Here is a 6,774-nt window from a genome sequence, read left to right as displayed (position 1 = left end):
CTGGTTCTCGTGGCCACGACCAACTTCATCGACGCGGTCGACGAAGCGGTGCTCTCGCGGGCCGACCTGGTCATGAACACCACCTTGCCCGACGAGGACGTCATCGAGCAGATCGTGGCGTCCTCGCTGACCGAACTGGCCGAGCAGTGGACCGGGCTCATGCCGCTCGCCCAGGATGCCGACCTGCGCGCGGAACTGGCCAAAGGCCTGCGGGGCCTCGACGGGCGGCGGGTCCGCAAGGCGATCCTCGGAGCGCTTACCGTGCGCACCGAGGTCGCCCTCGACCCGAATCGGCTCACGGCCGACGACCTGCGCCGCGCGACGCAGCTCGACTACTTGGGCTGATCAGAAACCGCGCGTTGCCCGGGTTGGTGCCACTTCGGTCACCGACCCGGGCAACGCGCATTTCAGGAGTCGGCCAGCTCGTGCAGTGACAGCACGCTGGCGTACTTCGCGTTCATGTCGAACAAGTTGGTGCAGTGGGAAAACCACGACCGATCGAAGCACGCGTCGTCGACGACGATCGTGTCGAACCCGTACGAGCACGCGTCGACGACCGTCGCCCGAACGCACCCCGACGTGGACACGCCGCAGACCACGAGCGAGTCGACCCGCTCCTGGACCAGGTACGGCAGGAGCGGCGTGTGGAAGAACGCACTGGCCTTCGTCTTGCCCAGCACCCACTCGCCCTCGCGCGGCGCGCACTCGTCCGGAAACTCGCCGTATCCCGGCGCCGCCTTGCTCGAGTCCTTGTTCTTCGTCGCACGTCCGGTGAAGCGCTGGCCGTCCGTATCGGCGCGCGTGAAGATGATCGGGGCGCCCCGGCCACGGAACACCCCGATCAGCCTCTCGATGGTGGGCATCGTCGCCCAGGCGGCCGGACCGCAGGCCGTCGAAAACTCCCTGATCGCCTCGTCGAAGGTCAGCCCTCGCGACCCGGTGAAGCCGTAAGTCACGTCGACCACCAGCAGCGTCGGCCGCGCGCCGAGCCGGAACCCGTCGAGAAACCCGGCGCGGCGGTAAGTGGCGATCTCGGCCGGCGGAAGGACGGTCATCCACTCTTTCACCACAAACCTACCTTTCGGTAACGCAAGCGACGGGGCTGCCGAACCGAAGTCCGGCAGCCCCGTCGAGAAACACCTGTTGTCGGGGCTTCGTCAGGCGACGTAAAGCTTCCGATTGTCGTCGTAGATGAACGGGGCTGGGTCACGAGCGAAGTCGTCGTACGAGCCCGGCACCGTGATTCCAGGAACCGCCGGAATCCACCGCTCTTTCAGGAACACGTCGGGGTCCCCGCCGTAACCGCGCGCAAGGTCGACCACGGCCGGGTCGTCCAATGCGTTCAAGTGTCCATTTTGGATGACGGGAATGACGTTTCCCTCGCGAGTGGTGATCTCGTAGGTCGGGAAAAGCAGGTGAACGTGAAGGTGCCCGTACTTGACGTTGTTCTTCGCGGCCCAGGCCTCCTCGCCGGCGCGCCAGCGCGTGCCCATGCCGCAGTGGATGACGCCGGCGCGACGGCGCTCCCACTCAAAGCCTCCGGAGGAGACCATGTTGATGTTCGGCGACCGCACCGTCCACGGGTTGGTGCCGATCGCGACCTCCCACAGCCAGAACAGGCCCGGTCGCGGGAACGAGGGGTAGTGGACGTTCTTCGTCTCCTCCAGCACCTCGCGCCACGCGTCGCCGTAAGGGCCGCCGCCTTCGATGGCTTCGATGCGCCCACCTTCGATGTGCACTTTGATCCGCGGGAACGGCCGGCCGATGTGGCTCGTCGTGCCGGCGATCACCCCGGTCGCGTCTTCCTTGTCGAGGATCGGCGTGGGCGGGTGCCCGTGGAGGTGCCCGAACGCGCGAGTCGGCTTTTCGGTGAAGTTGCGCCGGCTCCCGTCGAAGTACTCTTCGTGCAGGGTGAAGGAGATGTCGGTGCCCTCGGGGTCAGTGAGCCGCACCACGCTCCCCGGGCCCTTGTGCCAGATCTTGTCCCACGTGGTCATGTTGATCAGACGGTGCAGGTCCCGGGGAAAACCACCGGCGCCCTGGAGCAAGTGCTCTTCCTTGAGCCAGGGGAACTGCTCGTACCGGTAGTCGGTCGGCGGTGTCGGGCCGCCGCGGCCGTGGAGCAGCAGGTCGTAACCGGCCTTGCCCGCGAAGTCCTCGACCGAGGGCAGCCCCTCCCATCGGCGCGGTTTCTCGGTCCAATGCGTGTCGCGGATGACAGCCTCAACCTCGTCCCGGTAGTCGGCCTCACGGTCGGGCCCCGAGTCGGTGGTCATGATGTCGACGGTCGCGCCCTTGTCGCGCAGGGCGGTGGCCATCGCGTCGACGACCGTCTGGTCGTAGTGGTTGTCGACGGCGATGAGCACGCGGTCACCGGCGGCGGTGTCGCCGTAGCCGATGAACCCGACCTGAGGAGCACGGTCCTCGGGCAGGCCGGCCAGGACCGAGGCCACCTCGCTCATCTGCCAGCTTTTCCGGCCGCCTCGCCGTGCCGCCTCGGTGATGGTCGCAACCATCCCGGGCGGAAGGATGAAGCTTTCTTCTGATCCACACATTGTTTTGTTCCGAACCTTTCCCTCAGGAGATCGCGCGAAGAACGAACTACTTGCGGGGGAACGCCTTGTCCACAAAGGAGGTGTCGATCAGACCCGCGAGATCAACCTTCTCCACGCCGCCGACCGAGCCCACCAGCGACTGCTGGGAAGACTGCAGGGCCGCCACGGTCGCGACCGGATGGTCGGCGAGAACCTCGGTGGAGTAGTACTCCCACGTCTCGTCGAGCGCACGCTGGTCTTTAAGCCCGAGGTGAGCGCCGAGGATCTTCGTGGAGTAGGCCTTGTCGGCGCGCTCGCGGTCGAAGCCCTTCTTGAGGCCGGCCATGAACTTGTCCAGGACCTCCGGGTGCGCCTTGATGTAATCCGACGTGCTGGAGATTCCCACCGCGATGTTGGGGGTCTTCTCCTTGGCCAGGTCGAGCACCATGTGCATCCCGGCGTCCTCGAACTTGATACTGGCCGGCGGATGCGTGGCGGAGGCGTCGATGGTCTTGGACAGCAACGCGTTGTTGACGTTCGTCACCGAGCCCAGAGGAACCAGGTTCACTTCGCTGGGCTTGATCCCCAGCTTCTTCAGTGCCAACAGGGTGCCGATGTACTGGGAACCGCTCTTCGATGTGTAGCCGATCTTCTTGCCCTTGAGTTCGGCGCCGGTCGCCACGTTCGCGTACAGCTGGTATGGGACCACCGGAGTGAGCGCGGCCAGCACCTTCACGTCGCCGCCGGCCGCCTTTCCGGCCACGATCTGCGAGCCGCCGATTGAGGCGATTTGCGTCTGACCGGAGATCAGCGCGGGGTAACCCTGGTCGCTGTCCAGCTTGACGAGCTTGACGTTGAGGCCTTGCTCCTTGAAGTAGCCGGCCTCCGAAGCGATCCACAGGGGAAGCTCGTCGGCAACTTCCTCGCTGTAGCTGACCGTAATGACGCCGTCGGCTCCGGGGGAAGACGATGCGCCACAGGCCGTGAGAGAAGACATGGCGAGCACCGCGGCCAAGGCGGCACTGAGAGCGCCAGGTTTGAACGTCATTGTTCTGTCCTTCTGGGGTGGTGGGAAAAATTAATGGTTGCTGGGACGCCACGCCGCGAAGTGGTTCTCCACTCGGCGCAGCAGCGAGGTCAGGATGACGCCTGCCGCAGCGAAGATGAACAGCCCGGCGAAGACCGTGGCGGTCTGGAACTGCTGCCCGGCGGTGTTCATCGTCATGCCGACACCGTGCTGCGCACCGCTGAGCTCAGCCACGAAGACACCGATCAGCGCCTGGCCCACCGCCAGCCGCATCCCGCTGGCAATGAACGGAACGGTGCCCGGCAGGGCCACGGTGCGGAACAGCTGCAGGTCGCTCGCCCCGAAACACCGTGCGACGCGGACGGTGCCCTGTTCGAGCGACTGGACACCCTGCGCGGCGTTGATGAGCACCGGGAACAGCGCCATCAGGAAGACGATCGCGATCTTCGAGGAACTGCCGATGCCAAGCCAGATGATCAGCAGAGGCGTCAGCGCGATACGCGGGGTGGCATACAGGAAGTTGATGAAGGGGTTCAGCGCATAGGCGACCCTCTTGTACCAGCCGATCAACAGGCCCAGCGGCAGACCGACCACCACCGCCAGCCCGAGGCCGATCAGTAGTTCCTGGGCGCTGGTCCACAGGTCGATCCAGATCTGACCGCCTTGGATCAGGGTCCCGAAGGCTTCGATGACGTCGACCGGCCCAGGCAGGATCAGCTGCGGCTGAAGCCGCAGCAGCGCGACGACCTCCCACGCAACCAGCACGAGGATGACTGCGCTGATGCCGATCAGGCGCTGCTCGCTCAACCACGATGGCACGCGACGACGCTTGGCTTGCCGATTGCGAAGGGAAGGACCACCAACGCGGGATTCGATCCGTGCGGCCGGTTTCTCGGAAGAGGTGATGCTCATCGGTGTGCCTCCTGGCCCACGCCGTTCTTGGTGCCGTAGAGAACGTCGGCGATCTCGTCACGCAGGTGAGCGAACTCCGCCGTCCGCCGAATCTCCTGCGAACGCGGCCGATCCCACGGCACGGTGATCTCCTTGACGATGCGACCGGGGCGCGGGCTGAACACGCAGACCCGGTCCGACAGGAACGCGGCCTCGGAAATGTCGTGGGTGACGAACAGAGCCGTCACGTCGCGCGCCGCGCAAACCCTGAGCAGTTCAACCTGGAGAACTTCTCGCGTCTGTGCATCGATCGCGGCGAAGGGCTCGTCGAGCAGGAGGATCTCCGGCTCGACCGCGAGCGCGCGGGCAAGATTCACCCGGGCCTGCATGCCGCCGGAGAGCTGCGCCGGAAACTGCTGCCCGACCCCGGCCAGCCCGACCAGCTCCAACAGCTCGTCGGCGCGCTGCTTGGCTTCCGCCTTCTTGACCTTCTTGGTCAGCTCGAGACCGTAGCTGACATTCGCCTGAACAGTCCGCCACGGCAGCAAGTTGGCGTGCTGGAAGACCATCGCCCGGTCGGGCCCTGGGCCGGGGATCGGGCGCCCGTCGAGTTCGAGCACGCCGTCGGCGATCTTGACGAATCCGGCGACAGCGTTGAGCAATGTGGTCTTGCCGCAGCCGGACGGCCCGACCAAGCAGACGAAGTCGCCACGTTCGACGGTCAGGTCGCACTGCTCGACGGCCGTCGTTACCTCCTTCGACCCAGGCTTGGCGTATTCGATCGTGACACCTCGTGCTTCGAGGTGCGCGATCCCGCCGGTGCCCCCCACATCGGTGTGTGCAGCATCACGGGCTGCCGTACTGGACGGTGCCAGCTTCTCTCGGCTCAGCATGGGAGGGAGAGTAGGACTAATTGTCAGTCCAAAGCAATGGCCTTGGCGGGATTTCTAGCCATGCCGGGACCGGCGGGCGCCCAGCATCAGTCTCTGACCTGGCGATCTGGCTTAAGGTTAAACCATTAACTGTTACGGTATGGTGTCCTATCGGCATCGACGACGTTTTAGGTGGGGACATGGCTGCCACTGGACGTAGCACGACAGACGGTCTCTTCAACCGCGTGAACGCGCCGCGGGTTTCGCAGGTCATCGTGGACCAGGTCAAGGTCCTGATCCGGGACGGCGCCCTTACACCAGGAGATCGGCTACCGAGCGAGCGCGAGCTGTGTCAGCGGTTCGGCGTGAGCCGGGTCACCGTTCGCGAGGCCCTCCGCATACTGGAGGCCAGCGGACTCGTCACGATTCGGGTCGGCGCCCACGGTGGCGCCTTCCTGACCGCGCCGAGCACGGACCGCGTCGGCGAGGGCCTGGCCGACCTCCTGACAATGTCCGCGCTCACGGCCGGCGAAGTGACCGAAACGCGCAAGATCGTTGAGCTCGGCGCGCTCCCCCTGATCGTCGAACGGGCGACCGACGACGACATCGACGCGCTGTTCAAGCTCGCCGAGGAGGGGCAAGCCGCCGTCGACGAGGACGCGTACACGGTGGACATCTCGGCGCGCTTCCACATCCGGCTTGCCGAGTGCGCCCACAACACGGCACTGGCGATGTTGATCCAGAGTTTCCACGGCCCCATGCTGATGTCCCTGAGGGAGGCTCGCGAGCACGCGCCCGCCATGGGCAAGCGCGGAACCGACGAACACAGGCGACTCGCCGAAGCCATCCGTGAGCGCGACCTCGCCGCTGCCCAGCACGTGATGAGCGAGCACATCGCCCGAACCGCGCAACGAGTCTCGCACGGCGCCGAGCAGGACTGAGCAAGCTCACACCCGCACACCCTCGCCCTCCACGACGCCCTCCGTTAAGGTGTAATGGTATAACCAAAGGAGGACTTCATGGCGGTGACGGAAGGCGCCAGCAACGCCGGAACCCTGGTCGTCGGTGCCGGGCAGGCCGGCGTCGAGCTCGCCGGTTCGCTCCGCAAGCTGGGCGCTTCGGGACCGATCACGCTGCTCAGCGCCGAGGCCCGGCTGCCCTACCAGCGGCCCCCGCTATCCAAGGCGTTCCTCAAAGGGGAGCTGCCGGAGGAGAGGCTGGCTCTCCGTGGCGCCGACTTCTACGCGGCGCAGCAAATCGAGTTGGTCCGCGGCGAATGGATCGAGGACATCACCGTGACCGATCCCGAACGCGGAACCGGTGTCGCAACCACCAGATCCGGCCAGCCGATGGTCTTCGATCGGCTCGCGCTGGCCACCGGAGGCACCCCCCGCCGCCTCCGGATTCCCGGGAGCGAGCTCACCGGAATCCACTACCTGCGCGATATCGA

At 65.8% G+C, this 6,774-nt stretch carries 7 protein-coding genes and 1 pseudogene; 3 read left to right on the top strand and 5 right to left on the bottom strand.

The window, feature by feature from the left end; genetic code table 11:
• Positions 1–345 (top strand): annotated as a pseudogene (locus AB0F91_RS46565) (ATP-binding protein); the annotation flags it as partial.
• 62 nt (positions 346–407) lie between these two features.
• Here the strand turns inward: AB0F91_RS46565 and AB0F91_RS46560 are convergent.
• From AB0F91_RS46560 to AB0F91_RS46540, 5 genes are all read right to left on the bottom strand, one after another.
• Positions 408–1,055, bottom strand: coding sequence for an isochorismatase family protein (locus AB0F91_RS46560; RefSeq protein ID WP_360608860.1), 648 nt, complete (start codon positions 1,053–1,055; stop codon positions 408–410).
• Between the two features lie 102 nt (positions 1,056–1,157).
• Positions 1,158–2,462 (bottom strand): hypothetical protein, encoded by a 1,305-nt coding sequence (locus AB0F91_RS46555; protein ID WP_360608858.1) that lies wholly within the window; start codon positions 2,460–2,462, stop codon positions 1,158–1,160.
• 139 nt (positions 2,463–2,601) lie between these two features.
• Positions 2,602–3,540, bottom strand: coding sequence for an ABC transporter substrate-binding protein (locus tag AB0F91_RS46550; RefSeq protein ID WP_360608862.1), 939 nt, complete (start codon positions 3,538–3,540; stop codon positions 2,602–2,604).
• Positions 3,541–3,612: 72 nt separating this feature from the next.
• Complete coding sequence (locus tag AB0F91_RS46545) at positions 3,613–4,473, bottom strand: ABC transporter permease (protein ID WP_285969888.1); 861 nt, start codon at positions 4,471–4,473, stop codon at positions 3,613–3,615.
• Complete coding sequence (locus tag AB0F91_RS46540) at positions 4,470–5,345, bottom strand: ABC transporter ATP-binding protein (protein ID WP_360608856.1); 876 nt, start codon at positions 5,343–5,345, stop codon at positions 4,470–4,472. Before AB0F91_RS46540 ends, AB0F91_RS46545 begins: the two co-directional genes overlap by 4 nt.
• A gap of 179 nt (positions 5,346–5,524) precedes the next feature.
• On the opposite strand from AB0F91_RS46540, the gene AB0F91_RS46535 reads away from it, so the two are divergent.
• Together AB0F91_RS46535 and AB0F91_RS46530 are read left to right on the top strand one after the other, a co-directional pair.
• Positions 5,525–6,265 (top strand): FadR/GntR family transcriptional regulator, encoded by a 741-nt coding sequence (locus AB0F91_RS46535; RefSeq protein ID WP_360608854.1) that lies wholly within the window; start codon positions 5,525–5,527, stop codon positions 6,263–6,265.
• 78 nt (positions 6,266–6,343) lie between these two features.
• Positions 6,344–6,774 (top strand): FAD-dependent oxidoreductase (locus AB0F91_RS46530; RefSeq protein WP_360608852.1); only part of this gene is annotated, 431 nt, incomplete at its 3' end.

Source organism: Amycolatopsis sp. NPDC023774 (assembly GCF_040639695.1).
GTDB lineage: Bacteria > Actinomycetota > Actinomycetes > Mycobacteriales > Pseudonocardiaceae > Amycolatopsis.
Note: the sequence above shows the minus strand (reverse complement) of the source record. Positions and strands in the feature narration are given on the sequence as shown.

What these genes read in the sequence shown, in the direction of transcription:
- AB0F91_RS46560 (WP_360608860.1), bottom strand. Translation starts at nt 1,055, where the DNA reads ATGACCGTCCTTCCGCCGGCCGAGATCGCCACTTACCGCCGCGCCGGG.
- AB0F91_RS46555 (WP_360608858.1), bottom strand. Translation starts at nt 2,462, where the DNA reads ATGAGCGAGGTGGCCTCGGTCCTGGCCGGCCTGCCCGAGGACCGTGCT.
- AB0F91_RS46545 (WP_285969888.1), bottom strand. Translation starts at nt 4,473, where the DNA reads ATGAGCATCACCTCTTCCGAGAAACCGGCCGCACGGATCGAATCCCGC.
- AB0F91_RS46540 (WP_360608856.1), bottom strand. Translation starts at nt 5,345, where the DNA reads ATGCTGAGCCGAGAGAAGCTGGCACCGTCCAGTACGGCAGCCCGTGAT.
- AB0F91_RS46535 (WP_360608854.1), top strand. Translation starts at nt 5,525, where the DNA reads ATGGCTGCCACTGGACGTAGCACGACAGACGGTCTCTTCAACCGCGTG.